At 74.6% G+C, this 26233-nt stretch carries 14 protein-coding genes; 7 read left to right on the top strand and 7 right to left on the bottom strand.

Annotation, left to right across the window (positions count from 1 at the left end):
* Window positions 1-219: 219 nt before the first annotated feature.
* The 7 genes from ACZ51D_RS19740 to ACZ51D_RS19710 all read left to right on the top strand — a co-directional run bounded on the left by ACZ51D_RS19740 (window position 220) and on the right by ACZ51D_RS19710 (window position 16342).
* The gene (locus tag ACZ51D_RS19740; protein WP_465663059.1) at window positions 220-5736 is read left to right on the top strand and encodes a type I polyketide synthase; all 5517 of its coding nucleotides are present in this window, start codon (window positions 220-222) and stop codon (window positions 5734-5736) included.
* Complete coding sequence (locus tag ACZ51D_RS19735) at window positions 5733-8849, top strand: non-ribosomal peptide synthetase (RefSeq protein ID WP_465663057.1); 3117 nt, start codon at window positions 5733-5735, stop codon at window positions 8847-8849. The genes ACZ51D_RS19740 and ACZ51D_RS19735 overlap by 4 nt, the downstream gene beginning before the upstream one ends.
* A gap of 72 nt (window positions 8850-8921) precedes the next feature.
* A complete protein-coding gene (locus ACZ51D_RS19730; RefSeq protein ID WP_465663055.1) occupies window positions 8922-10751 on the top strand; it encodes a non-ribosomal peptide synthetase in 1830 nt (609 codons plus the stop codon).
* Window positions 10748-11950: an argininosuccinate synthase-related protein gene (locus ACZ51D_RS19725; protein WP_465663053.1), complete on the top strand. Its 1203-nt coding sequence runs from the start codon at window positions 10748-10750 to the stop codon at window positions 11948-11950. Before ACZ51D_RS19730 ends, ACZ51D_RS19725 begins: the two co-directional genes overlap by 4 nt.
* Before the next feature lie 2 nt (window positions 11951-11952).
* On the top strand, window positions 11953-13236 hold the full coding sequence (locus ACZ51D_RS19720) for an ATP-grasp domain-containing protein (protein ID WP_465663051.1): 1284 nt from the start codon (window positions 11953-11955) through the stop codon (window positions 13234-13236).
* Window positions 13237-13343: 107 nt separating this feature from the next.
* The gene (locus tag ACZ51D_RS19715; RefSeq protein ID WP_465622574.1) at window positions 13344-15881 is read left to right on the top strand and encodes a penicillin acylase family protein; all 2538 of its coding nucleotides are present in this window, start codon (window positions 13344-13346) and stop codon (window positions 15879-15881) included.
* Between the two features lie 5 nt (window positions 15882-15886).
* Window positions 15887-16342, top strand: coding sequence for a hypothetical protein (locus tag ACZ51D_RS19710; protein WP_465663049.1), 456 nt, complete (start codon window positions 15887-15889; stop codon window positions 16340-16342).
* A 146-nt stretch (window positions 16343-16488) separates the two neighbouring features.
* Here the strand turns inward: ACZ51D_RS19710 and ACZ51D_RS19705 are convergent, their stop codons facing one another.
* The 7 genes from ACZ51D_RS19705 to ACZ51D_RS19675 form a co-directional block, all read right to left on the bottom strand.
* Window positions 16489-18588 carry an alpha-galactosidase gene (locus ACZ51D_RS19705; RefSeq protein ID WP_465663047.1) on the bottom strand — a complete coding sequence of 700 codons (2100 nt, stop codon included), beginning with the start codon at window positions 18586-18588 and terminating at the stop codon, window positions 16489-16491.
* A 290-nt stretch (window positions 18589-18878) separates the two neighbouring features.
* The gene (gene galK, locus ACZ51D_RS19700; RefSeq protein WP_465663045.1) at window positions 18879-20009 is read right to left on the bottom strand and encodes a galactokinase; all 1131 of its coding nucleotides are present in this window, start codon (window positions 20007-20009) and stop codon (window positions 18879-18881) included.
* Window positions 20006-21118, bottom strand: coding sequence for a galactose-1-phosphate uridylyltransferase (gene galT / locus ACZ51D_RS19695; RefSeq protein WP_465663043.1), 1113 nt, complete (start codon window positions 21116-21118; stop codon window positions 20006-20008). Before galT ends, galK begins: the two co-directional genes overlap by 4 nt.
* A gap of 130 nt (window positions 21119-21248) precedes the next feature.
* A complete protein-coding gene (locus tag ACZ51D_RS19690) occupies window positions 21249-22289 on the bottom strand; it encodes an ABC transporter permease (RefSeq protein ID WP_360503613.1) in 1041 nt (346 codons plus the stop codon).
* A complete protein-coding gene (locus tag ACZ51D_RS19685) occupies window positions 22286-23881 on the bottom strand; it encodes a sugar ABC transporter ATP-binding protein (RefSeq protein ID WP_465624214.1) in 1596 nt (531 codons plus the stop codon). Before ACZ51D_RS19685 ends, ACZ51D_RS19690 begins: the two co-directional genes overlap by 4 nt.
* Window positions 23882-23928: 47 nt before the next feature.
* Window positions 23929-24927, bottom strand: a complete 999-nt coding sequence (locus ACZ51D_RS19680) for a substrate-binding domain-containing protein (protein ID WP_465624212.1) — start codon at window positions 24925-24927, stop codon at window positions 23929-23931.
* Window positions 24928-25251: 324 nt separating this feature from the next.
* Window positions 25252-26058 (bottom strand): DeoR/GlpR family DNA-binding transcription regulator, encoded by an 807-nt coding sequence (locus tag ACZ51D_RS19675; protein ID WP_360503621.1) that lies wholly within the window; start codon window positions 26056-26058, stop codon window positions 25252-25254.
* Between the last annotated feature and the right edge of the window lie 175 nt (window positions 26059-26233).

The following is a 26233-nucleotide window of genomic DNA, read 5'->3' as shown; positions in this document are numbered from 1 at the left end:
CCCCCCCCCCCCCCCCCCCCCCCCCCCCCCCCGGGGGCGGGGGGGGGGGGGCCCCCCCCCCCCCCCCCCGCCGCGCCGCCCCGCCCCCCGCCCGGCCGGCCCCGCCCCCCCCCCCCCCGGCGCCCCGGGCGGGGGGGGGGGGGGGCGGGGCCCCCCGCCCCGCCCCCCCCGCCGACCCACCGAGCCGCGTCGATGACCACCTGTGAGGAGAACAGTCCGATGTCCACCCACGCCCCCGAGGGGCCGGCCACCGCAGCGCCGGACCTGCCGGACGCGATCGCCGTCACCGGCCTTGCCTGCCGGTTCCCCGGCGCCCCCGACGCCGGGACCTTCTGGGCCGACCTGGTCGCGGGCCGGGAGAACATCACCTTCCGCACCCCCGACGAGCTGGCCGCCCTGGGCGTCCCGGCCGAACGGCTGGCCGACCCGCGGTTCGTGGGCGCCGGCGGCGTCCTGGAGGGCCTGGCCGAGTTCGACGCCGAGTACTTCGGCATCCCGCCCCGGGACGCCGAGCTGATGGACCCCCAGCACCGACTGTTCCTGCAGTGCGCGGTCACCGCACTGGAGGACGCCGGCCAGCCGACCGACGGGGTCGAGGGCGGCGTCGGGGTCTACGCCTCGGCCGGCTTCAACTCCTACCTGACCCACCAACTGCTGCCCCGCGCCGCACACTTGGCGGACCGCGCCGAGGTCCAGTGGCTGGCCGCGGGCGACAAGGACTACCTCGCCACCCAGACCTCCTACCGACTCGGCCTGACCGGCCCCAGCCTGAGCGTGCAGAGCGCCTGCTCCTCCGCCCTGGTCGCCGTCCACCTGGCGGCCGAGGCGCTGCTGAGCGGCGAGTGCGACGTGGCGCTGGCCGGGGCCGTCTCCGCCGGGGTCGGCCAGGGGCTCGGCTACCTGCACGCCGAGGGCGGGATCCTCTCCGCCGACGGGCACTGCCGCCCCTTCGACGCCACGGCGACCGGCACGGTCTTCGGCAGCGGCGTCGGCGTGGTGGTGCTCAAGCGGCTGGCCGACGCGGTCGCCGACGGCGACACCGTCCGGGCCGTCCTGCTCGGTTCGGCGGTCAACAACGACGGCAACCGCAAGGTCGGCTTCACCGCGCCGAGCCTGGACGGCCAGGTCCGGGTGATCACCGCGGCCCAGTCGGTGGCCGGGGTCTCGCCCGGCGAGGTCTCCTGCGTCGAGGCGCACGGCACCGCGACGGCCCTCGGCGACCGGATCGAACTCGCCGCGCTGGCCCGGGTGTTCGGCGACGCGCCGGACTCCCGCCGGGTGCTCGGCGCGGTCAAGTCCAACGTCGGCCACCTGGACACCTGCGCCGGGATGGCCGGGCTGATCAAGACGGTGCTCGCGCTGCAGCACCGCACGCTGCTGCCGACCGTCCACTTCGAGAGCCCCAGCCCCGAGCTGGACCCCCGCCTGTTCCGGGTGCTCACCGAGGCCGAGCCGTGGACCGGCGCGGACGGCACCCGGGTCGCCGGGGTCAGCTCCTTCGGCATCGGCGGCACCAACGCCCACCTGGTCCTCCAGGACGCTCCCCCACTGCCCGCCGCGCCCGCCGGGCCGGCCGGCGGGTGGGAGCTGCTGCCGGTGTCCGCCCGCACCGAGGCGGCGCTCGACCGGGCCACCGAGCGGCTCGACGCGGCACTGGCCGGACCGGCCGCGCCCGCGGCCGCCGACGCCGCGTTCACCCTGCAGACCCGGCGCAGGCACCACCCGTGGCGGCGCACCGTCCTGACCGGACCCGGGGAGCAGCTGCGCTCCCGCCCGGTCCGGGCCGCCGCCACCGGCCGGGAGGTCGCCTTCCTGTACCCCGGCCAGGGCGCCGGCCGCCCCGGCATGGCCGCGGAGCCGTACCGCGCCGAACCGGTCTTCCGCGCCGCGCTCGACCGCGGCCTGGACGCCCTGCGCCCGTGGACGGCCGCGCCGCTGCGCGCGCTGCTGCTCGACCCGGCCCACGCGGACCTGTTCGACCGGACCGAGGTCGCCCAGCCGGCCCTGTTCGCGGTGGAGTACGCGCTCACCGCGTGGTGGACGGCGCTCGGCCTGCGGCCGGTCGCGCTGGCCGGCCACAGCGTCGGCGAGTTCGCGGCCGCCTGCGCCGCCGGGGTCTTCGAACTGCCCGGCGCCGCCCGGCTGGTGGCCGAGCGCGGCCGGCTCATGGGCACCATGGCGCCCGGCGCGATGCTGAGCGTCCCGCTGCCCGAGGCGGAGCTGCGCGCGCTGCTGGACGACCCCGAGGGCCCGGAGCTCGCCGCCGTCAACGCCCCCGACCGCTGCGTCGCGGCCGGCACCCCCGGGGCGGTGGCCCGGCTGGCCGAACGCCTGGCCGCGCGCGGCGTCTCCGCCCGGCCGCTGGCCGTCCGGCACGCCTTCCACACCCGGGACGCCGAGCCGCTGCTGGCCGAGTTCGCCCGGCTGGTGGCGGGCGTCCCGGCGCAGGCCCCGGCCCTGCCCGTGGTCTCCGGCCTGACCGGGCGTGAACTGACCGCCGAAGAGGCCGTCTCTCCGGAGTACTGGGCGCGCCAGCTGCGCCACACCGTGCGCTTCGCCGACGCGCTCGCCGCCCTGCCGGGCGACGGCCCGCTGCTGGAGCTCGGCCCCGGCCGGGGCCTGACCGGCTTCGCCGTGCGGACCCTGCGCACCGACCGGCCGGCCCTGCCCACCCTGGACACGGCCACCGACGGGACGCCGCCGCCCGCCCGGCTCACCGCGCTGGGCCGGCTGTGGGAGCGCGGCGCCGAGCTCGACTGGTCGGCCCTCGGCGAGCGGGCCGGGCGTCGGCACGCCTCGCTGCCGGGCTACCCGTTCGAGCCGGTCCGGCACTGGTTCGAACCGGCCGAGGACAGCGCGCCGCCCGCTGCCCCCGCCGGGCCCGCCGCCCCGGCGCCGGTCCCGGCCGCCGAGGGGGTGGACTCCTGGCTGCACGTCCTGTTCTGGACCCCCGCCCTCCCGCCGGTCGGCACCGGGCCCGTCCCGGCCTCGGTGCTGCTGCTCGCCGACGACGCCGGGCTCGCCGGGCCGGTCGCCGAGCGGCTCACCGCGGCCGGCGCCGCCGTCACCGTGGTCCGGGCCGCCGACGGAGCGGCCGCCGAGGAGACGAACGCGCTCACCCTCGACCCCGCCGACGCCGCCGCGCACTCCGCGCTGGCCGCCGCCCTGGCCGGGCGCGGCACCCCGCCGGACGCCGTGGTCTCCTGCTGGGCCCTGGACGAGCCGCCGCTGGAGCGGGCCACCCCCGGCCGGGCCACCGAGGGAGCCCTGCGCGCGCTGACCGTCCCGGTCCAGCTGGCCCGCGCCCTGGGCGAGGCCTTCCCGGGCCGGCCGCTGCGGATGCTGCTGGTCACCGACGCCGCCCACGGGGTCAACGGGCAGCCCGCCCGCACCCCGCAGGCCGCCGCCGGGCTCGGCGCCGTCCGGGTGCTGCCGCAGGAGGTGCCCGGCCTCACCGCCGAGGCGCTCGACCTGGACTGCCCCACCCGGGAGCCCGCCGAACTCGCCCTGGCCGCCGACACGGTGGTGGCCCGGCTGTGCTCCGAGCTCGCGCCCGCGCCGCTCACCGCGGTCCGCGGCCGGGCCCACCTGGTGCCCGCCCCGGACCGGCCCGTGCTCACCGACCCGGACGCCCCGCAGCGCGCGCTGCCCGCGGGCCCGTGGCTGGTCACCGGCGGTCTCGGCGGGATCGGCCTGGCCGTGGCCGGCCGGCTCGCCGAGGACCCCGCGCGGACCCTCGTGCTGCTGACCCGCCGCGCCGTCCCCGACGGCGACGGCTGGCACAGCGTGCGGCCCGCGGGCTCCGCTCCGGCGCGGAACTGCCCGCCGGAGCTGGCCGAGGCGCTCGCCGGGCTGACCGCCCACGGCGCCCGGCTCTGCCTCGTCCAGGCCGACGTCACCGACGAGGCCGCGCTGGCCACCGCCCTCGACGCCGTCCGGGCCGCGTACGGCCCCCTCGCCGGGGTAGTGCACGCCGCCGGGGTGCCCGGTGGCGGTGTGGCCGCCCTGCGCGGGCCCGAGGAGATGGCCCGGGTGCTCGCCCCCAAGGTCCTCGGCACCGTCCTGCTGGAGCGGCTGACGGCCCGGGACCGGCCGCTGCTGGTGCTCTGCTCCTCGGCGCTCACGGTCACCGGCGCGGTCGGCCAGGCCGACTACACCGGGGCCAACGCCTTCCTGGACAGCTTCGCCACCGGCAGCCCGGCGGCCGTGTCGATCGGCTGGGACCGCTGGTCGCAGACCGGCATGGCGGTCCGCTCCGGGCTGCGGGACTGGCTCGACGGCGGCGAGGCACTGGACGACGCCCTGTTCGACGCCCGCCGCACCGAGCCGGACGGCACTGTGGAGCTGCGGCTGCGCCGCGCGGAGCAGACCGAGTGGCCGGCCGCGGAGCACCGGATCGGCGACGTCCCGGTGCTGCCCGGCACCGCACTACTCGAACTCGCCGTCGCCGGGCACCGGTTGACGCTCGGGGACGGTCCGGTCGAACTGGACGCGGTCTTCACCCACCCGCTGCGGCTGCCCGCCGACCAGCCGCCGCAGGTCACCCTGCGGCTGCGTCCGGCGCCCGAGGGCGGGCACCTGTGGGAGGTCCGCTCCAGCGCCGCGCCGTCCAGGCCGCACGCCCAGGGCCGGATCGCGCCGTACCGCGGCGGCTCCCCCGAGCGCCTCGACCTCGACGCGCTCGCGGGCCGCTGCGCCCCCGTCGCCCCGGCCGCCGGCCGGGAGCCCGCCGGGGCCAGCGGGCTACGCACCGGACCGCGTTGGGAGAGCCTGCTGGAGGTCCGCGAGGGCACCGACGGGGACGCGCCCGAGGCGATGCTGCGGCTGCAGCTGCCCGAGCGCTTCCACGGCGACCTGGCCGCACACCCGCTGCACCCCGCGCTGCTGGACACCGCCACCGGGGCGGTCACCGCCCGGACCGGCAGCCACCTGCCGGTGGCCTACCGGCGGCTGGTGGTGCTCGGCCCGCTCGGCCCCGACGCGGTGGTCCGGGTGGTCCGCCGCCCCGGGGCGGCCGGGGCGGGCGGCACCCTGGTCGTCGACGTCACCGTCGCCGGGCCGGACGGCACGCCGAGCGTGATCGTCGAGGGCTTCGTGTTGCGCCCGGCCCCGGCGCCCGGCCCGGACGGCACAGGTGTGACGGCCGGTACCGCCGGTACCGCCGGTGCCGCCGCCGAGCGGGGCGGCATCCCGACGCGCGAGGGCCTGCTGGCCTTCGACCGGATCCTGGCCAACCGTCACCTCCCGCACGTGCTGGTCAGCCCCCGCGCCACCACCGCGACCGCCCCGGGCGCCACCCGCACCGCCCCGGCGGCCACCGCGCCGCCGGAGCCCGGGCCGACCGCGCCCGAGGAGCTGGAGGAGCGGATCGCCGCGGTCTGGTCCCGACTGCTCGGGGTGCCCGACATCGGCCCGGACGACAGCCTGTTCGAGCTCGGCGGCGACTCCCTGCTGATCGTCCAGATCACCGGTGAGCTCCAGCGGCTCGGGCTGGCCGTCTCCCCCGGCGACCTCTTCGCCCACCCCACCGTCGGGCAGCTCGCCGCCCGGCTCCGCACGGACCGCGAACCGGCCGCCGCGCCCGCGCCCGACACCCCCGCCCCGCCCACCGCTCCCGCCGGATCCGACCCGGCCCCCGCACCGGGGCCGCGCGAGGCCTTCTCGGACGCGGATCTCAGCGAAGACGACCTGGCCCGGGTATTCGCCCTGTTCCGGTCAGGAGAGGACACCAAGTGAACGACATCGAGGACATCTACCCCCTCTCGCCCACCCAGGAGGGGATGCTCTACCACAGCACCACCTCCCCCGAGCACGGCCTCTACGTCGAGCTGACCACCTTCCGGGTGCACGGCGAGCTGGACGTCGCCGTACTGGGCGCCGCCTGGCAGCGGGCGATCGCCCGGCACCCGGTGCTGCGCACGGCCTTCGTCCGGGAGCGGATCCGCACCCCGCACCAGGTGGTGCTGCCGAAGGCGGACCTGCCGATCGAGTTCCGCGACCTGACCGGCCTGGACGACGCGGCCCGCGCGGCGGCCGTCGCCGAGGAGTTGGAGCAGCGGGCCCGCGAGCGCTTCGACCTGACCCGGCCGCCGCTGATGCGGCTGCTGGTGCTGCGCCTGCCCGGCGAGCACCTGGTGGTGTGGACGTACCACCACCTGCTGCTGGACGGCTGGTCCGCCGCCCTGCTGCTGGCCGAGGTCACCGCCGGGCTGTCCGGCGACACGGCCGAGCTGCCCGCGCCGCCCGCCTTCCGCGAGTACATCGCCTGGCTGGGCCGTCAGGAGCCGGAGCGCGACCGCGAGTTCTGGACCGGCTACCTGGCGGGCTATCGCGAGCCGGCGGCACTGACCCTGCCCGGGATGCACCCGGGCGCCAAGCCGTCCGGCGAGTTCCGGACCGTCCGGGCGGAACTGCCCGCCGAGACCCTCACCGCGCTCCGGCGCCTGGCCGCCGCCAACGCCACCACGCTCAGCGGCCTGGTCGAGGCGGCCTGGGCGGGAACGGTCGCCCGTCACTCCGGCCGCGACGACGTGGTGGTCGGCGTGACCGTCTCCGGACGCCCGGTCGGCCTCGACCGCGCCGAGCAGATGCTCGGGATGTTCATCAACACCGTCCCGGTGCGGGTGCGGATCGACCGGGACCTGCCGGGCGACGCCTGGCTGGCCGGCCACGCCGCCACCCGTCACCCCGTGCTGGACCACCAGCACACCCCGCTGACCGACATCCAGCGCTGGGCCGAGACGGCCCCCGGCGTGCCGCTGTTCGACACCGTCGTGGTGGTCGAGAACTACCCGGACCGGACGGAGGCGGTGCTCTCCCACGGCGCGGTCACGGTCAGCGACGTCCGCTACGAGACCCGGACCAACTACCCGGTCACCCTGGTCGTCCGGGCCGCCGCGGAAATGCAGCTGCAGGCGGTGGTGGACGCCGGCCGGATCACCCCGGAGGAGGCGCGGGCGCTGCTCGACCACGTCGTCGCCGTGCTGACCCGGTTCGCCACCGAACCCGGCCGTACCGTCGGGGAGCTGCTGGACGTCACCGAGGAGACCCGCGCCCGGCAGCTGGACACCTGGAACGGAACCGAGGTCGACCGCAGCGAGCCGCCGACCCTGCTCGCCGGGCTGATCGACGAGGCGGTCCGCAGCCGGCCCGACCATCCGGCCGTGATCGACCCGCAGACCCGGTACAGCTACCGGGAGTTGGACCTGCGGGCGGACGCCCTCGCCCGGTGGCTGGCCGACCACGGGGTGCGGCCGGGGGACCGGGTGGGCATCTGCCTGGGCCGCTGCGTGGACCTGGTGACCGCAACGCTGGCGGTCGCCCGGGCCGGGGCCGCGTTCGTCCCGCTCGACCCGACCCACCCGGTGGAGCGGATCGGCCTCGTCCTGGAGGACGCCGCGCCGGCCGTGGTGCTCGTCGACGCGACCGGAGTGCCCGCACTGGCCGGCTGGGACGGCACCGTCGTCGACCTCGCCGCCGTGGACCTCTCGCCCTCCCCGGCCGCCGACGATCTCCCGGGCGCCGATCCGGAAGGACTCGCCTACCTGATCTTCACCTCGGGCTCCACCGGCCGCCCCAAGGGCGTCGCCGTCGGCCACCGGGCGCTGGCGAACCTGGTGGACAGCCTGGCCCGCCGTCACCCGGGCCTGGACGGCGACACCCGCTTCCTCGCCCTCACCACGCTCAGCTTCGACACCTCGCTCGCCGAACTGCTGGTGCCGCTCGCGGTCGGCGGGACGGTCCACGTCGGCGGCCAGACCCTCGGGCTGAGCCGCCGGGAGCTCGACCGCTACACCGTGGAGCACGGCATCACCGCGGTGCAGGCCACCCCCTCCCGCTACCGGGCGCTGCTGGAGTCCGGCTGGCAGGGCGCCGGGCGGCCCCGGCTCTACAGCTGCGGCGAGGCCTTCCCGGCGGACCTGGCCGCGCCACTGGCCGAGCGCGGCTCCTCGGTGTGGAACATGTACGGGCCGACGGAGACCACCGTGTACTCCAGCGTCGAGCCGATCACCGCCGACACCACCCGGGTCACCGTCGGCCGCCCGATCTCCAACACCGTGCTGCACGTCCTGGACACCGTGGACGGCCGGCTGCTGCCGGTCGGCTGCGTCGGCGAACTGTGCATCGGCGGCGACGGCGTCGCCCAGGGCTACTGGCGGCGGCCCGAGCTGACGGCGGAACGGTTCGTCACCGACCCGTTCACGGGCGGCCGGATGTACCGCACCGGCGACCACGCCCGCCGCCTGCCCGACGGCCGGATCGAGCTGCTCGGCCGGATGGACCGCCAGCTCAAGCTGCGCGGATACCGGATCGAGCCCGGCGAGATCGAGCAGGCGCTGCTCGCCCTGCCCGCGGTGGCGGGCGCCGCGGTCGCCGAACGGGAGGACCGCCTGGTCGCCTGGGTGGTGCCCGCCGAACGGGGAGCCCCGTTCGACGCCCTCGGGCTCCAGGCCGAGCTGCGCCGCTCGCTGCCCTCGTACATGGTCCCCGAAGCGGTCACCGTCCTCACCGAGCTGCCGCTCACCCCGGCGGGCAAGACCGACCTGCTCGCCCTGGCCACCCCGGCGAAGTCCACCACCGAGCCCGCGCCGACCGGCCGGCCCGCCGTGGCGGCGGATCACGAGGCGCTGGTGACCCGGCTGTTCCGTGAAGTCCTGGCAGTGCCGGAGGTCGGTCCGGACGACGACTTCTTCGAACTGGGCGGCGACTCGCTGCGCGCCCTGCGCCTGCTCTCCCGGCTGGAGGCGGAACTCGGCTGCGAGCTCGACATCGAGCTGCTCTTCGATGCGGCCACGGTCCGCGAGCTGACCTCGGCCCTCGGCTCGGTCCTCGGCACCACCGGCCAGTGAACCGCCCGGCGTCCCGGCCGGCCCCGGCCGGGACGCCCCTGCACCGACCCCACTGATTGGACAAGAACCGCCATGGCTAGCACTACGGCCACGCTTCTCGACGACGGCGCACGCCGGCTCGACACCCTGCTGCTGTCCCGGTGGGACGCCGCCCCGGAGCACCCCGCCGTCGTCGACGGCGACCGGGTGCTGCCGGCGGGCGAGGTCAGGGACCGGGCCGTGCGGGTGGCCTCGCTGCTGCGGGAGCGGGGTGTGCGCCCGGGCGAGCGGGTCGCGGTCTACCTGGAGCGCTCGGCCGACTTCGTGATCGGCGTGACCGGCGTCGTCCTCGCCGGCGCCGCCCAGGTCGCCTTCGACGTCAACGACCCGGTCGCCCGCACCCTCGACATGCTGGGCGACTGCCGGCCCCGGCTGCTCATCACCACCCCCGAACTGCGCTCCCGCCTCCCCGAGGGCCTCGCCGTCGAGGTGGTCACCGTCGCCGAGTGCGCGGCCACCGAACCGGCCGCCGCCTTCGAACCCGCCGCCGACCTCGACGAACAGCCCGCGGTGGTCATCTACACCTCCGGCTCCACCGGCCGCCCGAAGGCCTCGCTGATCCCGCACCGCGCGGTGACCACCCGGCTGCGGGCGCTGCAGCGCGGCCACGGCCTCGGCCCGTCCGACCGGATGCTGCACCACACGGCGTGCAGCTTCGACATGTTCCTGATCGAGGTGTACTGGCCACTCATCACCGGCACCACCGTCGTCATCGCCACCCCCGGCCGCCAGCGCGACGCCGACTACCTCGCCGAGACCATCCGTTCCGCGCAGATCACCGTCTTCTACTGCGTGGTCTCCCTGCTGGAGCTGTTCCTGCTGGCCCGCGGGCCCGAGGAGCGCTTCGACGGCCTGCGCCGCGTCCTCACCGGCGGCGAGGCGCTCGCGCCCGAGCTGGTCCGCCGCTTCCACGCCCAGTCCACGGCCCCGCTCACCAACCTCTACGGCCCGAGCGAGTGCACGATCTACTGCACCGCCTGGGTGCCCCCGCGCGACCCGGACCTGGACACCGTCTACATCGGCCCGGCCATCGAGGACACCACGCTGTGGATCCTCGACGAGGACGGCAAGCCGGTGCCGGACGGCGAGCCCGGCGAGCTCTACATCGGCGGCGCGGGCCTGGCCCTCGGCTACCTCAACCGCCCCGAGCTGACCGCGGAGCGCTTCGTCCCGGACCACCTCGGCGACGGCACCGGCCCGCTCTACCGCTCGGGCGACCTGGTCCGCACCCACCCGGTGGGCGGCCTGGAGTTCCTGGGCCGGATCGACCTCCAGGTGAAGATCCGCGGCTACCGGATCGAACTGGGCGAGATCGAGTCCGCCGCCCTGCGCGTGCCCGGCGTCCGGCAGGCCGCCGCGGTCGCCCACGGCCGCGGCAGCGACGCCCGGCTGGTCGGCTTCCTGGTGCCGCAGGCGGACGCCGAGCCCGAGGCCGTCACCGCCGCCGTGCGCGAGGCGCTGCGCGCGGCGCTGCCCCCGTACATGGTCCCGGCGTCGTTCGCGACCCTGGCGGCGATGCCGCTGACCGCCAACGGCAAGCTGGACCGCGCGCTGCTGACCGAGCGCGCCGGGGAGGTGCTGCCCAGCGTCGGCGCCGCCGCCGAGGCCAAGGCCCCGGCCGGCGACGACCTGGCCGGCGTGGTCACCGGGGTGTGGTGCGAGGTCCTCGGACTGCCCGCGATCGGCCCGGACGACGACTTCTTCGACATCGGCGGGGACTCCTTCAAGGTGGTGCGCGCGGTGCGCAAGCTGGAGGCGCTGCTCGGCGTCGAGGTCCCGATGGACCTCGCCTTCGACGAGCCCACCGTGACGGCCTTCACCGCCGCCCTCGCCGAGCACGGGGTGGCGGTGTCCGCCCGATGACGCCCCAGGTCGTCCGTTCCTTCGGCGAGCTCGACGCGATCGCCCGCGACCCGTCCGCCCCCGTCGTCACCCTGTTCAGCGGCGGGCTGGACAGCAGCTACCTGCTGCACCGCCTGGTCCGGGCCGGCGCCCGCAACGTCCACGCCGTCAGCGTCGACCTCGGCGAGGACGAGAGCAGCGAGCACAAGCAGCGGATCGCCGACCGGCTCGGCATCCGGGTCCACCTGCTCGACGGCCAACGGGAGTTCGCCGAGGACTTCGTCCGCCCGGCGATCACCGCGCACGCCGTCTACCTCGACACCCACCCGGTCAGCTCCACGCTCAGCCGGCCGCTGATCGCCAAGCTCGCCCTCGGCAAAGCCCGGGAACTCGGCGCCGCCACGGTGCTGCACACCGCCAACCGCTCGCAGAACACCCTGCGCCGGCTCAACGGAGCCATCGGCCTGCTCGGCTTCGCCGGCCGCTACGGCAGCCCGTACGACCTGGACCCGGTCGACCGGGAGCAGAAGATGCGCGAACTCAAGGAAGCCGGCCTGGAGCAGCTCAGCGGGCGGCTCGTCAGCGGCGACTCCAACCTGTGGTGCCGGGAGTTCGAGGCGGGGGTCCTCGACGACCCCGAGGACCACGCCGTGCCCGAGGAGCTCTACCGCTGGAGCGCGCTGCGCCCCGCCGAGGCCCCGGAGTCGGTCGAGGTCGCCTTCGAGGCCGGCCGGCCCGTCGCCGTCGACGGCCGGACCCTGCCGCTGACCGAACTGATCGACACCCTCAACCACCTGGTCGGCGCCCACGGGCTGGGCCGCTACAGCGGACTCGAACACCTCGACCACGGGCCGAAGGTGCTGGAGATCCGCGAGATGCCCGCCGCCTGGCTGCTGCTGCGCACCCGCCGCCACCTGGAGACCGCGACCCTCTCGGCCGAGCTGCTGCGGGAGAAGATCCACCAGGAGCAGCTGTGGGTGCGCGAGGCGCTGGAGGGCCGCTGGTTCGGCGAACTGCGCGAAGCCGCCGAGGCGTTCATCGACGTCTGCTCGGCGCGGGTCACCGGTTCGGTGCGCTGGCGGCTCGCGGCCGGCTCGGCCGAGACCCGGGCCATCGTCGCCGACCGGCCCCGTTACCTGCGCGACCGGGAGGCCTGGGAGCACCGCTCCGTCGCCGCCGAGCGGGCGGCGTTCACCCCGATCCGGCCTCAGGAGCACTGACCGTGGCACCTTCCGACACCAAGCCCCAGTCCTCGGCCCTGCCGGTGCTGCTGGTGGTCTACGGCCGCGGCTCGGCCACCCCGCGCGGCGTCCTCACCGCCGCCCGGCGGGTCTGCACCGTGGTCTTCTTCGGCGACCTCGGCGACCCGAAGGCGGCCGCGGACCTGGCCCAGCTGCCGAAGTCGGCCACCGTGGTGGACACCGCCGGCCTGACCGAGGAGCAACTGGGCGACCGGGCCTCCGAGTTCGGCGTCTCCGGGGTGATCACCTTCAGCGACCACCTGCTCCGCACGGCCGCCGCGCTGGCCGAGCGGTGCGGTGTGCCGTTCCACGACCGCGCCACCGTCGAGGTGCTGGTCGACAAGTTCCGGCAGCGCGCGGCGCTCGCCGCGGCCGGGGTGCAGTCCACCGCCTGCCGGACGGTCCGCTCCGCCGCCGACCTCGCCCCGGCGCTCGCCGCGACCGGCCTGCCCGCCGTCCTCAAGCCCCGCTCGGGTGCCGGCAGCGTGGACACCTGCCTGGTCCGCAGCGCCGCCGAACTGGCCGAGCGGTACGCCGAGTTCACCGACGGTACGGCTACTCCGGCGGTGTTCGTGCTGGAGGAGTACCTGCCCGGCGACCCCACCGTGGTGGGGGAGTTCTGGGGGGACTACGTCTCGATCGAGTCCGCGAGCAGGGACGGCGAGATCCACACCGTCGCGGTCACCGGCAGACTGCCGCCGGCCCACCCCTTCCGGGAGACCGGCTACTTCGCGCCCGCGCTGCTCCCGGGCAGCCTGGCCGAGGAGGTGGTGGCCCTGGAGCGCAGCGCGCTGCGGGCCCTCGGCATCCGCGAGGGCGTCACCCACACCGAGATCAAGTTCACCCCCGAGGGGCCGCGGCTGATCGAGGTCAACGGACGCCTGGGCGGGCACGTCCCGGACGTCCTCAAGCGCTCGGCCGGCACGGACCTGCTGGTCCTCGCCCTGCGGCTGGCCCTGGGCGACCTCACCCCGCCCGCACCGGTGCTCGGCCCGAGCACCGACTGCCCGGCCGTCGCCTTCCAGTACCTCCTCTCCCCGCCCGCCGACGGGCTCGCCCCCGGCGACCGCAAGCTGGTCGACGACCTCCATGCCGTCCCCGGCGTGGACCTGGTGGACACCCGGATCGACCCGGCCTGGCGAGCCGACTGGCGAGCCGGCACCGAGTGGCTGATCGGGACGGTCTACGGCTCCGCGGCCGGGCACGCCGCACTGCGGACCACCGTCGAGGGCATCCACCGCCGGATGGACGCCTTCTGGTCCTGAGGCCGCACCGCCCCGGAAACCGCCCCACCCCCACCGCACCATCCGACCGACCTCGCACCCCTGGAGTCAACGTGCCGCGGCGAATACGCACAGCCACCCACGCGGCGGTGGCAGCCGTCGTCTCCGGCCTGGTCCTCGCGCTGCTCGCGCTGGGCATCGGGCCGGTCCCCGCCCTCGGAACCGCCCTCGTCCCCGGGGCCGGAGTGTGGGACTCCGCCGCGGGCGCCGAACTCCCGCACACCGAGACCCTCCACCTGGCCGGACTCAGGGCGCCCGTCACGGTCGCCTTCGACGACAACGGCGTCCCCACCGTCAAGGCCGGCTCCGACGACGACCTGTTCCAGGCCCAGGGCTACCTGCACGCCCGGTTCCGGCTCGCCCAGCTCGACCTGGAACGGCGCGCGGGCCGCGGCCGGCTGGCCGAGCTGAACGGGCCGGCCGGCCTCGAATCCGACCGCTTCGAACTCCGGATGGGGCTGCTGCGCACCGCCGAGGCCGAATGGGCCGCCACCCCGCCGGACAGCCCGGCGGGCCGCGCCCTCACCAGCTACACCCGGGGCGTCAACGCCTGGATCTCCGAGCTGCGCCACAACGGGCAGTGGCCGACGCTCTTCTCCCTCACCGGCGTCTACCCCGCCGACTGGACCCCGGTGGACAGCCTGGTGATCCAGGAGGTCCTCACCCAGAGCATGGACTTCACCAGCACCCCGCTGGACTACGCGATCTTCCGGGACTCCCTCGGCGAGCAGCGCACCATGGACTGGTTCCCGGTCCACGCGCCCAACGACCAGCGCCCGTACGACCCCGGGCCGTACCGCGACCTCGGCGTCGCGCCGCTGCCCGCCAACGTCAACGCCGCCGGGCCCGAGGCCCCGGCCGCCGCGAACCGCTCGCAGCCGCGAACCGCACCCGTCGCGCCCACCGGCACGCCCGACCCCGCCGGGGAGGCCACCGCGGCCCGGACCCTGCTCGACACCATCCGCGCGCTGCCCGCCACCCAGATGCACACCTTCCCGGACAGCAACGCCTGGGTGGCGAACGGCCCGGCGACGGCCGGCGGCAACGCGATGCTGGCCGGGGACCCGCACCTGCCGATGACCCTGCCCTCGTACTGGTACCAGATCGCGCTCTCCTCTCCGGAGACCAACGCCACCGGCGCCAGCATGGCCGGCCTGCCCGGGGTGCTGATCGGCCGCAACGCCGACATCTCCTGGTCCCTGACGGACGCCCAGAACCAGTCGACCGTCTTCTACAGCGAGCAGACCAGCGCCGACCACCCCGGCCAGTACTTCTGGAACAACGCCTGGCACCCGATGCAGCGGGTGGAGTACACCATCCCGGTCCGGGGCGGGGACACCGAGCAGCTCGCCGTGGACCTGACGGTGCACGGGCCGGTGATCACCCGGGCCGGGCAGACCACCTCGGTCAGCTGGATGGGCAACGTCCCCTCCCCCGACCTGGCGGTGCTGCTCGCCATCGACAAGGCCCGCGACTACCGGGAGTTCCGCACCGCGCTGGCCGACTGGCACGCCCCCACGCTGAACTTCGCCTACGCCGACGGCGGCGGCGACATCGGCGTGGTCGCGGCCGGCTACTTCCCGCTCACCAAGGGCGGCAACCCCTGGTTCCCGCTGCCCGGCACCGGCGAGTACGACGTGGTCGGCGCCATCCCCTTCGACGCCACCCCGCAGGCCCACAACCCGCCGAACCACGTGATCGCGACGGCCAACCAGCGCCCGGTGTCGGCCGACTACCCGTACTACATCGGCACCTCCTTCAACGCCTTCGACAACGGCTACCGGGCCAACCGGATCTACCAGTTCCTGGAGAGCCACCCGGCGATGACCGCCGCCGACTTCACCACGCTGCAGAACGACACGACCGACTACCTCGCGACCGTCATCCTGCCGCACCTCAAGGAGGCGCTGGCCGGCACCGAGCTCGACACCCGCCAGCAGGCCGCGCTCGACGTCCTCGACCACTGGGACACCACCATGCGGCCCTCCGTCGCCGGCGGGCCGATCTGGTGGACCTTCTGGAACGACTACCTGCAGACCACCTTCCAGCCCTGGTGGGACCAGGCCAAGGTGCCGGTCGAGAGGGACCGCTGGTACCTCAAGGTGTCCAGCGCGCTGCCCAGCCTCGACGAGGACCTGGAGAGCTGGACCCTGCACGACCCCGCCAACCCGGCGTTCACCTCCCCCGGCGGCCCGGCCCGCACCGCGCCGGAGGCCATGCGCACCGCGTTCGCCCAGGCCGTCTCCGAGCTCTCCCAGGACCTCGGGAACGACCCCGCCACCTGGACCTGGGACCGGGTGCACACCCGGCAGATCCCCTCGCTGACCGGCGCCGACGCGCTCGGCTACGGCCCCGAGCCCGCCGAGGGGGACCGCTGGACCGTCAACGCGGCCGACGGCGGCATGAACTCCACCTTCGGCCCCAGCTGGCGCATGGTGGTCGACTGGAAGGGACCGGGCACCGCCACCGCCCAGGCCGTCTACCCGGGCGGCCAGAGCGAGAACCCGGCCTCGCCGTGGTACCGGAACTTCATCCCGTACTGGTGGGCGGGCCGTTCCCTGCCGCTGCTGATGGCCGCGGACCAACCTGCCTCCACCAAGGTGTGGACCCTGCGACCGGGAGCGTGAGCACCGTGACCGACCTTCAGAAGCAGTCCGCACCGCAGGAGTCCGCGGCCCCGTCCCCGGCCGACGGCGGCCGGGCCCTCGCCGAGCGGCTGGTGCTCCCCGCCGCGCTGGTCGGCGCCGGCGTCCTGGTGGCCGTCGGTTCGCTGTGGAGCCTGTGGTACCTGCCCTTCGCCGGCGGCCTGCTGATCGGCGCGGTGACGGCGGTCCGCGGCCTGCGGGCCCGCGCGGCGGTGCTGGTGGCGGCGATGGCCGCGCTGGCCGGCTGGGGCGCCCCGCTGCTGTGGCGCGTCGCGTCCGGCGAGGCCGTGGCCGGCACCGCCCGGACGGTGGCCGCCCTGGCCGGGTTGCCGGCGCTGGCCTCGCTGGTGGTCGCGATCACCCTGCTGATCGGCCTGGTCCAGGCGCTGCTGGGCGTCTGGCTCGGCCGGACGGCGACCGCGGCCCTGCGGCCCGGGCGGTGACGGCGGCGGACACACGACGGTGAGGTGACGACGGGACGAGGCGTCGGCGGTCCGAGGACCTGCCGGCGGACCTCCGGGCCGGGCCCGGTGCGCGAACTCCCGCGCACCGGGCCCGGCCCGTCTGGCGTGGCCCGGCCCGGCCGGGGTCAGGACAGGACGGTCCAGCTCTGTCCGGCCGCGGCCGAGTTGGCCGGGTTGGTCATCCCGGTCGAGCCGGCGGTCGTGCCGGCGACGTCCAGGACCAGGCCGTTGCCGACGTTGGTGACGGTCAGCGCACCGGCGCTGTTCTGGGTGACCTTCCACTTCTGCCAGGGGTTGTCGGCGGACGGGTTGAGCAGGTAGGCGCTGCCGACTCCGCCACCGCCGGCCAGCACGGCGTGTGTCTGGGCGGCGGTGTAGCAGTTGTCGGTGATCGTCACCGTGCCGTCCGCGTTCGGGGTGAACAGCCACTGCTGGGCGGCGCTGCCGCTCTGGTAGGCGTTGATGCCGGAGTTGCCGCCGACGGCGGCGTAGCAGCCCCCCTGGACCTCGAGCGCCTGGCCGCCGGTACCGCCGGCGCTGATCGCGTGGTACCTGCCGTCGCCGACGACGCTCGCCCGGGTGCCGCCGGAACCGGTGTCGCCGCCCATGCCGACGCTTCCGCCGGTGATGCGGTAGAGCGCGACGCCGTGCGCGGGGATCCAGTTGCCGCCGAGGGTGCCGGTGGTGGTGCCGGTGGCGCCGCTCCAGATCTCCCGGTAGCCGTAGCTGGAGCCGGTCAGGCCGAGGTCGGTGAAGCTCGCACTGGGCATGGCCCAGTTGTTCGGGTCCTGGTTGACCAGGGCGACGGCCAGGTCGCCGTTGGCCAGCCGGCGCTTGAGGATCACCGGCGCGGTCGGGGAGGAGGGCGCGCTGCCGACCAGGGTGGCGGGCTTGGCGAGGCTGTCCTGGTCGATGGCGATCATGTCGGGGTTCTTCAGGAGCGCCAGTGCGGAGGAGTTGATGCCGGTGGACCAGGTGTAGCCGTTCGCGGTGTGCTGCGAGTCGGCCGCGGTGCGCAGGTCGGCGCCGGAGACGAGCGGGGCGGCCATCATCGACAGGACGGACAGTTCGGTGCGCGACTCGTCGTCGGTGAACGGCTTGTTGCCCTTGTAGGTGTCGGTGACGCCCCAGATGCCGTTGGTGTCCTGCCAGCCGGCGAACATCATGTCCAGGTCGTTCCAGCTGCCGGGGTGGACGTTGCCCGGGTACTTCAGCGCGGTCTGCAGCTGGCCGTTGTAGAGCACGCCGTCCAGTTCGCTGTCCCGGTCGCCGCCGATCCGGCACATGTTGGCGACCTGCCCGCACCACACGCCGGTGGGCGAGTAGCCGGGTGCCTGGTGCGGCTGGGTGCCGGCGGCCACGATCAGCGGGTCGGTGCGGGCCGGGTCGTTGGCGTTCAGCAGGTAGGGGATGCCGGTGTGCGCGGGCTGCGCGGACAGGCTGAGGGTCACCTTCGGCTTGCCCCTGGCGGCGGTCGCCGCGTCGAGGGCTCGCTGGAAGGTCTGCGTCCGGGCGTAGACGGACTGGGTGAGCTCCTTGCCCTCGCCCTGCGGGTAGTAGCTGTAGCCGTCGGGGCCGACGATCGTGGGGCCGTACGGGCAGTCGTCGTACTTGACGAAGTCGACGCCCCAGGAGACGAGGTCGTTGGCGTCGGTGCTCTCGTGGCCGAGGCTGCCTGGGTGGCCCTGGCAGGTGGTGTAGGTGTCGGTGGCGTAGAGGCCGAACTTCATGTTCTTGCTGTGGGCGTACCAGGCCAGGTACTGGATGCCGTTGACGGTCTGGCCGTTGACGCTCTGCGAGGGGAAGGTGTTCGGGTCGGGCACCAGGTGTCCGCTGGTGGGGTCGTTGCCGGTGCCGTCGGTGCCGGACACCGGATTGCCGTTGTTGTCGTACAGCTGCATGGCGTTGTCGGCGGTCTTCGCGAAGTCCGTCGTCTGGCCGTCGCGGTGGCGCATCGACCAGCCGTCGTCGATGGTGACGGTGTTGTAGCCGGCCTGGACCAGGCCGTTGGCGGACATGAAGTCGATGGTCTGCTTGACCTGGTTCTCGTTGACCTGGGTGCCCAGGCTGTTCCAGGAGTTCCAACCCATGGGCGGGGTCAGGGCGTTGCCGTTGCCCAGGGCCGCGGCCGGAGCAGCGGTGGCGAGGGCGGTGGCGCTGATGCCGGAGGCGGCGAGGGCCAGGACGGCCAGCATGCCGACGACGCGGGGTGGCGGTGTGCGCATGTGGGGGCTTCCCGAGAGGCGGGCCGGGACGGGCCGCCCGAAGGGCGGTCCTGAGCACGGCTGGTGGGGGTGCGGTGCTCTGAGCTCTGGCGCAGCGATGTGCTGATGGGGGGCACGTCGGCGCCGGCGGCACCGCGGTGGCGGGTGTGACGACAGCTCAGACAGTCGCCATCGGCGAGGCGCTGACGCGGCGAAACCGCTGGGCCGCTGGCATCGACGATAGTGTCATATGATATTTCACTGATCGGAAACCTACAAGAGTCAACACAACCGCCCATCCGAAGGCGGGCTCAGTGCAGTCGGCGGGCGCCGGCGGCGGGGAGGGCGGGGAAGACGTGGGGCTGCGCGTAGCCCGCCCGGTGGAAGGCCTCGACGATCGCGGCGGACACCGGGTCCGCGTCCGACTCGTCGACCAGGACGATGACCGAGCCGCCGAAGCCGCCGCCGGTCATCCGGGCACCACGGGCGCCGGCCGCCACGGCGGTCTCGACGACGAGGTCGGTCTCCGGGCAGGAGGTCCCGAGGTCGTCGCGCAGCGAGGCGTGTCCGGCGGTCAGCACGGCGCCCAGAGCGTCGAGCCGGCCCGCCTGCAGTAGCTTCACGGCCAGCCGGACGCGCTCGTTCTCGCTCACCACGTGCCGTACCAGCGGCCGCAGTTCGTCCGGGAGCCGGTCGAGGGCGGCGGCGAGGCCGTCCGGCCGGAGGTCCCGGAGGGCGGGGAGTCCGAGCAGGGTGGCGGCCCGTTCGCAGCCGGCCCGCAGGTCGGCGTACGCGCCGTCGCCGAGGTCGTGCTTGACCCGGGTGTCGACGACCAGCAGCCGCATCCCCTGGGCGGCCGGGTCCAACGGAATCGGATGCTGCGTCAGATCGCGGGTGTCCAGGTGGAGGGCGTGGCCCTCGGTGCAGCAGAGCGAGGCCATCTGGTCCATCACGCCACAGGGCACTCCGACGAACTCGTTCTCGGCCCGCTGCGTGATCAGCGCCAACTGCGGCCTGGTGAGCGAGAGTTCGTACAGATCGCGGTAAGCCAGGGCGACCGCGGCCTCCAGTGCCGCGGAGGAGGACAGGCCGCCGCCGCTGGGCACGTCACTGTCCACGTGCAGGTCGGCGCCGCCGACCGGGCAGCCGGCCTCGCGGAGCGCCCAGACCACGGCCGCCGGGTACCGGGCCCAGCCCGGCACCCGCTCGGGGGCCAGTTCGTCGACGGTCAACTCGACCACCCCGCCGTCGCCCAGGGTGCTGTACAGCCGGAGCAGGCCGTCGCTGCGGCGGCGCGCGGTCACCCGCGCGGTGTGCGGCAGGGCGATCGGCAGGACGAACCCGTCGTTGTAGTCGGTGTGTTCGCCGATCAGGTTGACCCGGCCGGGCGCGGCCCAGACGCCGGTGGGGGTGGTGCCGAAGACGGATTCGAAGTCGGTCATGCGCCGACCTCCCGCAGCCGGCGGGCCGCGTCCTCGGGGGTGACGTCGTTGACGAAGGCGTCCATGCCGGATTCCACGCCGGCCAGGTACTTGAGCTTGTCGGCGGTGCGCCGGATGGTGAACAACTCCAGGTGCAGGGCGAGCTCGTCCCGGTGGCCGGCGGGGGCCTGGTGCCAGGCGGAGATGTACGGGGTGCGGCCGCCTCCGAAGAGGCGGTCGAAGCGGCGCAGCAGCTCCAGGTAGAGGCCGGGGAACTCGGCGCGCTGTGGCTCGTCCAGGGCGGTCAGGTCGGGCACCCGGCGGTGCGGGTAGAGGTGGACTTCGTAGGGCCAGCGGGCGGCGAAGGGGACGAAGGCCGTCCAGTGCTCGCCGGCCAGGACCACCCGGTCGCCGTGGGCGCGTTCGCCGTGGGCGCCTTCGGGGTGGGCGCGTTCGGCGGCGAGGAGGTCGTCGAAGAGGTTGCGGCCGGTGGCGGCGCGGTGTTCGGCGGCGCGGGCGGCGATCCGGGCGGTGCGCGGGGTGGTGAAGGGGAAGGCGTAGATCTGGCCGTGCGGGTGGGCGAGGGTGACGCCGATCTCGGCGCCGCGGTTCTCGAAGCAGTACACCTGCTGGACGCCCGGCAGGGCGGAGAGTTCGGCGGTGCGGTCGGTCCACGCGTCGAGGACCAGGCGGGCCCGCTCGGGGGTGAGGTCGGCGAAGGAGGCGTCGTGGTCGGCGGTGAAACAGACGACCTCGCAGCGGCCGGCGCCGGGACCGCCGGTGTGCAGCGGGTCGGACTCCGCGGGCACGTGTGCGGCCGCGTCGAAGGAGAGGGACGGGAAGCGGTTCTCGAAGACCGCCGCCTCGTAGTCCAGGGCCGGGATCTCGCTCGACCGGTCCGGCCGGGAGGGGCAGAGCGGGCACTCGTCGGCGGGCGGGAGGTGGGTGCGGGCCTGGCGGTGGGCGGCGATGGTGACCCAGTCGCCGGTGGCGGGATCGAGACGGATCGCGGAGAGGCTGGTGGTGGCCTCCGGCGGCCGCAGGTCGGTGGCGTCGCGGACCACGGACTCGTCGGTGTCGTAGTAGATCAGCTCGCGGCCGTCCGCGAGCTTGGTGGTGGTCTTCTTCACTGTTCTGCCTTCCGGGACCTCCGGCACGTCACGGAGGTCGGCGTTTCCAGGATGGTCGGCGGTGCCCATGGCGGAGGCCGCCTCCGGTGGGGGGCGGAGGCGGCCTCCAGGGGGCTCGGGAGAGGGCGGGTCAGGCCGGCAGGCCGACCGCCCGCTCGCGGCCGCGCCGCTGCTGGATGACCACGGCGGCGACCAGCAGCAGGCCCTGGGCGACGTTCTGCCAGAAGGTGTTGATGCCCTGGACGGTGAGGCCGTTCTGCAGGGCTCCGAGCAGGGCGACGGCCAGCAGGGTGCCGCCGATCCCGCCCTTGCCGCCCTTGAGGGCGCAGCCGCCGAGGGCGGCGGCGGTGATGGCCTGGAGTTCCAGGCCCTCGCTGCCGGAGGTGGGCTGTCCGGAGCCGGTGCGCGCGGTGAGCAGGACACCGGCCACGGCCGCGACCATGCCGGTGAGCGCGTACACCGAGAGCAGGTACTTGTTGAGGTTGATGCCGGCCAGCCGCGCGGCGGTGTCGTTGCCGCCGAGGGCGTAGATGTTGCGCCCGATGTCGGTGTAGGTGAGCAGGACGTGCACGGCGGCGGCGATCAGGATGAGGATCCACACCATCGTCGGCAGGCCGGCGATCTTGCCGCGGCTGAGGAAGACGAACAGCGGGTCGCCGAGCACGTAGCCCTGGGCACGTCCGTCGGAGATCAGCTGGGCGACGCCCTTGTACGCGGCCAGTCCGGCCAGGGTGGCGATGGTCGGGTTGACCCGGCCGTAGATGATCACGGCGCCGTTGAGCAGGCCGACGGCGGCGCCGACCAGCACGGCCGCGCCCATGCCGAGCAGCGCGCTGGAGCCGGTGGAGGTGAACACCATCGCGCTCACCACGGAGGCGAGGCCGGCCTGGGAGCCTACCGAGATGTCCAGGCCGCCGCAGATGATCACCACCGTCTGGACCACGGCGAGCAGCCCGGCGATGGTCGCCGCCTCGGCGATCACCTGGATGTTGTTCCAGCTCAGGTAGTTGATGTTGAGCGAGCCGAACAGGGCGAGCACGGCCGCGAGGGCCAGCAGCAGGATGAGGTTCTGGCCACCGACGACGTCGAGCAGCGCCCGCGGACCGGTCGGCCGCGCGGGCCCGGCCGGGGCCTGCGGCCGCTGGTCGGCGGTGGCGGAGGGGGTGGTCATCGGGCAACTCCGGTGGTGGCGTCGGTGTCGGTGGTACGGGGGCCGGTGGCGAGGTCGTCCGTCATGGCCAGGGCGAGGACGGCCTCCTCGGAGGCCTCGGCGCGGCCGAGTTCGCCGGTGACCCGGCCGTTCTGCATGACGAGGATCCGGTCGGCCAGGCCGAGGACCTCGGGCAGCTCGGAGGAGATCACCAGGACGGCGACGCCGTCGCGGGCCAGGTCGGCGATGATCTGGTAGATCTCGGCCTTGGCGCCGATGTCGACGCCGCGGGTCGGTTCGTCCAGGATCAGCAGCTCGGGGCGGCGGGCGAGCCAGCGGGCGAGCACCACCTTCTGCTGGTTGCCGCCGGAGAGCGTCCGGACCTCGGTCTCGATCGAGGGGGCGCGCACCCGCAGCCGGTCCGCGTACTCCTGGGCGAGCTGCTTCTCGGCGGCGCGCTTGACGAAGCGTCGGCGCCGCAGCCGGTCGAGGCTGACCAGGGAGGTGTTGTCCCGGATGGCGCGGTGCAGGAACAGTGCCTGGGCCTTGCGCTCCTCGGGCGCCAGGCCGAGGCCGGCCCGGATCGCGTCCTTGGGGGAGCGCAGGCGCACCGGCCGGCCGCCGAGGATGATCTCGCCGGAGCGGATCGGCGCGTCCCCCGCGAGGGCGAGGGCCAGTTCGGACCGGCCGGCGCCGATCAGCCCGGCGAGGGCGACCACCTCGCCGGCCCGGACCTGGAGGCTGACGTCGCGCACGTCGTCGGTGGTGAGGCCGCGGACGTCCAGCACCACCCGGTCGGTGGCGACGTCCTGGCGGACGAACAGGCCGGCCAGGTCGCGGCCGACCATCAGCCGGACCAGCTCGCGCTCGTCGGTCTCGGCGGCGGGCAGGACGCCGGTGAGGGTGCCGTCGCGCAGGACGGCGATCCGGTCGGCGAGCCGGAAGATCTCCTTCATCCGGTGCGACACGTAGACGATCGCGATGCCCTGGTCGCGCAGCCGGCCGATCAGGGCGAACAGCGCCTCCACCTCGTGTTCGGAGAGGGAGGAGGTGGGTTCGTCGAAGGCGATCGCCCGGGGCGGCACGGCGCCGGTGAGCGCTCGCATGATTTCGACCAACTGGCGTTGTGCGGCGGTGAGTTCGGATCCGAGCAGGTCAGGATCGAGAACCTGGTCGAAGCCGAGTGCGGCGAGGTCGGCGGTGATCCTGCGGCGCAGTTCGGCGCGGTCGAGGCGGCGGCCGGCCCGGCGGGGGAGGCTGCCGGCGTAGACGTTCTCGGCGACCGACACGTGCGGGATGATCTCCGGCTCCTGCGGGATGATCCGGATGCCCGCGCGGCGCGCGTCGGTCGGCGAGGAGAGGTCGAGGGGGACGCCGTCGAGCAGGACCCGGCCCTCGGTCGGGCGGTGGTCGCCACTCAGGATGCGCAGCAGGGTCGACTTCCCGGCGCCGTTCTCGCCCATCAGGGCGGTGACCTGCCCGGGCGGGAAGGCGACGGTGACGCCGTGCAGTGCCCGGACACTGCCGAAGGCCTTGCCGACGTTCTCGGCGGCCAGGCCGAGGACGGGCTGCGGGGACGGTCCGCCGCCGGGCGGGGATTCGGGTGCGGTCATGTGTGCCTCGCTGGAGGTGCGAATCGGACGGTTCTGGTGCGGCACCGTCAGTTGCAGGTCATGCCGCTGTTCTGCCACGTGGCGGCGTCGACCATGGTGGTGGGGGCGAAGCCCTCGGCGGGGAAGTCCTTGTTGTTCTTGAGCTTGTCGTACATGGTCTGGACGGCCAGTGCGCCGACGTCCTTGCCGTTGATGAAGAGTGCGGCCTTCATGCCGGTGGGCTTGCCGCTGGTCCAGTCCTTGCAGGCGAGGTAGGCGCCGAGGCCGACGCCGGCGATGTCGTCGGGGCTGACGCCGGCGTTCTGCAGGGCGGTGACGGACCCCTGGACGTTCTCGTCGTTGCAGCCCCAGACGATCCAGTGCTTCACGCCGGGGTTGGCGGTGAGGGTGGCGGCGGTCTTGTCCTGGGCGCCGGTGGGGGTGTTGTCGGTGGCGACGTCGATGTTCTTCACGCCGTCACCCGCGGCCTGGGCGAATGCGGCCTTCGCGGCCTTGACGCGGTCGCCGCACACGGTGACGTCCTGCTTCCAGGCGGAGATGATCCGGGTGTCGGCCGCGTTCCAACCAGCCTTCTTGAACTCGGCGGCGGCCCGCTTGCCGACCTCCCCGCCCATCTGCTCGCCGCTGAACCCGACCCGGGGGACCAGATCGCTCTTCGCGCAGGCGCCCGGGGCCGGGCCGGTGACGCAGATCTGGTCGTCGGAGGTGAGGAGGGCGACCTTGGCGTCCTTGGCGGTCTGCACGACCTGCGGGCCCACCGCCGGGTCCGGCACGACCACGATCAGCCCGTTGCTCTTGCCGGCGATCGCCGACTGCACCTCGCTGACCGTCTTGTTGGCGTCGTTGCCCAGGTTCACGACCTTCAGGTCCACCCCGAGCTCCGCGGCCTTCGCCTTCGCGCCCGCCGCCTCGCCGACGAAGTACTCCTGGTCCCCCTGCTTCTGCAGGTACGTCAGCGACACCTTGCCTTCGACCTTCGCGGTGTCACCCGCGCCCGACGACGACTCCTGGCCCGTCGAGCAGCCCACCGCGGCTACCAGGGACACACAGCCCAGCACGGCAACGGACAGAACCCGACCACGACGAATGAACATGCGAAGACTCCCGGTAAGGAGAGAAGGGTGAGGGAAGAGCCCGCGGGAAACATCCGCGGAGCCGGTAGCGCTTGAATCAAACACAATCGATCAGAACCAAACTTGATCAAACGTGCTCGCACAGGAAACTCTCCTGTCGGGCGTTCGTCAAGACCTTCGTTCCCGCTCGCGTCGATTCGAGACGATCCCGTTATCCGCATCCGCCGGAGCCGCGCGACTGCGCCCCACCCGCTCTCCCCACCGGGAGTCGAGGAAACAACTGCCGTGACCAGAGGGTCAGTTGACTGACTCTGCGACGATCACCTCGCCCACCTGCTCGGCCACGACGGTCCGGCGCTCGGCGGACAGCCCCTCGTCGGTGACCAGCACGTCGACCTGGTCCAGGGCGGCGAAGGTGGCCAGGCCGACGGTGTCCCACTTGGTGTTGTCGGCGACCACGACCACCCGGCGCGCGGAGCCGATGAACACCCGGTTGGTCTCCGCCTCGGCGAGGTTGGGCGACGTCAGCCCGGCCTCGACGGAGATGCCGTGGCAGCCCAGGAAGAGCACGTTGACGTGCAGCGAGCGGATCGCCTGGTCGGCGAGCGGGCCCACCAGGGCGTCGGAGGGCGTGCGGATCCCGCCGGTGCGCAGCACGGTGGTCCCGGCCCCCGCCCCCGGGCCGGCCTGCTCGAACACCTCGGCGATCCGCAGGGAGTTGGTCACCACGGTCAGCCCGTCCACCGACGCCAGCTCCCGGGCGACGGCGTGCGTGGTCGTGCCCGCGCCCAGGCCCACGGCCATCCCGGGGCGGACCAGTTCCGCGGCGGCCCGGGCGATCGCCTCCTTGGCGGAGAGCTGCCAGGACGACTTCGCCTCGAAGCCCGGCTCCTGGCTGCTCGGGGCGCCGGCCGGGACGGCGCCGCCGTGCACCTTGTCCAGCAGCCCCTGGCGGGCCAGGGCGTCCAGGTCCCGGCGGATGGTCATGTCCGAGACGCCGAACTCACGGGTGAGTTCGTTCACCCGCACCCCGCCCCGCTGCCGGAGCCAGTCGAGGATCATCGCGCGCCGTTGCCGCGCCAGCAGCTGTGCGTTGTCAGTCACGTGGCACTCCTAGGTACGCACGCGGACGCGGCCGGCCCGCGGGCGGTACGGCCCGACGGCCCGACCGTTTCGGGTGCGTCTGTTGGTGGTGGAACGTGTGACTATACGTGTCCGGGTCGTCGGCCTTTCTCCCGATGCCGACGGGTGGTGGTCCCGTGGCCACGGGGTGGTGGAA

The organism is Kitasatospora sp. NPDC033851 (assembly GCF_055576085.1).
The sequence above is the reverse complement of the archived record's forward strand: the minus strand, read 5'-3'. Positions and strand labels throughout refer to the sequence as shown.

What these genes read in the sequence shown, in the direction of transcription:
- ACZ51D_RS19725 (WP_465663053.1), top strand. Translation starts at nt 10,748, where the DNA reads ATGACGCCCCAGGTCGTCCGTTCCTTCGGCGAGCTCGACGCGATCGCC.
- ACZ51D_RS19740 (WP_465663059.1), top strand. Translation starts at nt 220, where the DNA reads ATGTCCACCCACGCCCCCGAGGGGCCGGCCACCGCAGCGCCGGACCTG.
- ACZ51D_RS19690 (WP_360503613.1), bottom strand. Translation starts at nt 22,289, where the DNA reads ATGACCACCCCCTCCGCCACCGCCGACCAGCGGCCGCAGGCCCCGGCC.
- ACZ51D_RS19730 (WP_465663055.1), top strand. Translation starts at nt 8,922, where the DNA reads ATGGCTAGCACTACGGCCACGCTTCTCGACGACGGCGCACGCCGGCTC.
- ACZ51D_RS19685 (WP_465624214.1), bottom strand. Translation starts at nt 23,881, where the DNA reads ATGACCGCACCCGAATCCCCGCCCGGCGGCGGACCGTCCCCGCAGCCC.
- galK (WP_465663045.1), bottom strand. Translation starts at nt 20,009, where the DNA reads ATGACCGACTTCGAATCCGTCTTCGGCACCACCCCCACCGGCGTCTGG.
- ACZ51D_RS19705 (WP_465663047.1), bottom strand. Translation starts at nt 18,588, where the DNA reads ATGCGCACACCGCCACCCCGCGTCGTCGGCATGCTGGCCGTCCTGGCC.